This window comes from Vibrio sp. V03_P4A6T147, assembly GCF_002241085.1.
GTDB lineage: Bacteria > Pseudomonadota > Gammaproteobacteria > Enterobacterales > Vibrionaceae > Vibrio > Vibrio anguillarum.
This window is the reverse complement of record NZ_NDIO01000267.1, coordinates 1-2,672: the sequence shown is the minus strand read 5'-3', so window position 1 is coordinate 2,672 and position 2,672 is coordinate 1. Positions and strand designations below refer to the sequence as shown.

1 protein-coding gene and 1 pseudogene are annotated in these 2,672 nt (G+C 43.7%); one reads left to right on the top strand and one right to left on the bottom strand.

The features are described 5' to 3' along the window. The first annotated feature begins 1 nt into the window (after position 1). On the top strand, positions 2–2,152 hold the full coding sequence (locus tag B9J84_RS10585) for a TonB-dependent hemoglobin/transferrin/lactoferrin family receptor (protein ID WP_094124091.1): 2,151 nt from the start codon (positions 2–4) through the stop codon (positions 2,150–2,152). Between the two features lie 231 nt (positions 2,153–2,383). Here B9J84_RS10585 and B9J84_RS10580 read toward each other — a convergent pair. Then, positions 2,384–2,672: pseudogene (locus B9J84_RS10580) on the bottom strand (IS4 family transposase); the annotation flags it as partial.

The following is a 2,672-nucleotide window of genomic DNA, read 5'->3' as shown; positions in this document are numbered from 1 at the left end:
GATGTACACTAAAACACTACTATCAGCCTCCATATTACTAGCGCTTTCCCCTGCTGCTCTCGCAGAAGAAGTTTCTCGATTCGATGAGGTTGTTGTTTCGGCAACGCGAACTTCTCAAACCATCGAAAATACCGCCGCTTCTGTTGCTGTCATTTCGAGCAAAGACATTGAAGCCAATATGGCAAAAGATGTCGCAGCTATCCTTGAATATACCCCTGGAGTTTCAACCAATAGCTCATCTCGCCAAGGTGTACAGACCATCAATATTCGCGGCGTAGAAGGTAATCGAATCAAAATCATGGTTGATGGAGTCACACAAGGACAAGCATTCGACGGAGGTCCTTACTCTTTTGTCAATTCGAGCGCTATCAGTATCGATCCCGATATGGTAAAGAGTGTTGAAGTCATCAAAGGTGCGGCGTCAAGCCTTCACGGCAGTGATGCCATTGGTGGTGTCGTCGCTTTTGACACCAAAGATCCTCGTGATTTCCTAAAAGGAGACGCAACCACAGGCGGACAAGCAAAGCTTTCCTACTCTTCAGAAGATAAATCTTTCAGTGAACATATTGCCATTGCAAATAGAAGTGGCAATTTAGAGACCTTGGTCGCCTATACTCGCCGTGATGGACAAGAGCAACAAAATTTTGCAGATCGTAAAGAAGATTATTCGATAGAGAGTCAAGATAGTGCAAAAAATGACTTGCTACTTAAGCTCCAATATCAACTGAGCGATGCTCACCGCTTGGAGTTCTTTGGTGAAGCACTGCATAACAAAACAGATTCTGATATCGCTCATTCCAGTTACAAAAACTATCATGGTCAAGATACAACGAAACAGTATCGCCTTGGCATCAAACACATTTGGCTAGCTGACTCTGCCATCGCAGACACCATCACTAGCCGAGCATCTTGGCAAAGCAAAGAAGATAACGGCTTAACGCACCGTTTTCAGCCAGCATCGTCAGGAAGGCCTCCTTACACTCCAGCCAATGCGGACAACCAACAAACCAAAGATTACTTCTATAATGAAGATAAAATTGAATTAGAAACGCAACTGGATAAGTTAGTTACCTTAGGTCAAACCGAACATAACTTTATTTATGGTTTAAGTTTTGCCAGTAGCGATATTTCAAATACCAATACAGAACTCAACTCGGATCCTGCAACGCCAAATCAAGTTTTGGTTTATACACCGGATGCTACAGACCAAAAAATCGGCCTCTTTGTTCAAGATGAGATCACCCTTTTGAGTGGTAATTTGATTGTCACACCTGGCCTTCGTTATGATTCATTTAGCACCGATCCCGGTGGTAGCACCACAGAACCTCTCGTTAAATTTGACGATTCAGCACTCACCAGCCGTCTTGGCGCACTGTACCGTATCAATAATCAACATTCAGTCTTTGCTCAAGTCAGCCAAGGCTTCCGTGCCCCTAACTTTACTGAGCTGTACTACACGTATGACAACATTGCTCACCGTTATGTGAACGATCCAAACCCATACCTTAAGTCAGAAACAAGCTTGGCCTATGAATTGGGTTATCGTCACAATACAAACGTCTCGGCAACTGAAATTTCTGCATTTTATAGCGATTATGATGATTTCATTGAACGAGTTACAACTAAGAAAGTGAACGGAATAACCCACTACTCCTATGTCAACTTAAGTGAAGCGACGATCAAAGGGATTGAATTATCAAATCAATTAAAATTGGATCAATTAATTGGAGCCCCGAATGGTATGTCAACACGCCTAGCGGCAAGTTATAGCAAAGGTGAAGATGGTAACGGACGTCCATTGAACAGCGTAAACCCATGGAATGTTGTCGCAGCACTAAATTATGATGATGAAAGTACCACTTGGGGTACTAGCCTGAAGTTGAATTATACTGCTGCGAAGTCAGCCGGTAATATCAACCGTGACCAACTTAATAGCGGTACAGAAAACCAAGTTGAACTGCCGAGTGCGACCATTGTCGATATCACCGCTTACTTTAAACCAATGCAAGATGTCACGATTACTGCGGGTATATTTAACTTAACCGACAAAGAGTACTACCGTTGGAATGATATCCGCGGTCAAACAAACTTAGATAACGACTACTCTCAAGCTGAGCGTAACTATGCTATTACCGCTAAATATGAGTTTTAGCGATTAAACCATTATTCACAAAGCCAGCGTTATGCTGGCTTTGTTGTTCCATGAACTCCTCAAAAAAAGTATCCACCGGCATAGCCGGTGGTTTTTCATATGCGCCTATAAGGCTTTCCTACTGGCAGCGCCCTAGCAGGCGCGTAGTGATCTGACATTTGCATATGACTATTTCCTGCGGCCCGTAAACGGGCTACCTGAGTACGGGAGCGATAATTGCTCTAATGCCGTTCACTTAAGGTGAGCGGCATTGTATTTTCTAGGGTATCGGCTTGGCTTTTTCTTCACAACTCTAGGGAAGGCTCTTTCTCGCCTTGGCTCAAGTATTAAGCTCCCACTCATTGCATAAAAGTTTTGGAGTTGCCTCGGTATGGCTCCCGGTGACGAGTAGGGAAGCCCCACTATTAGGCGCATGATGTGGGCTAACGCTCCATTGAAGCTAAGTTGGTATGGCAAGTAGTCTCCATTCAACGTATTACACATCTGCACCATTTGATATCTGACTAAGTTGTATGTCAGT

Excerpts from the sequence above, each read along its gene's own strand:
- B9J84_RS10585 (WP_094124091.1), top strand. The coding sequence starts at position 2 with ATGTACACTAAAACACTACTATCAGCCTCCATATTACTAGCGCTTTCC.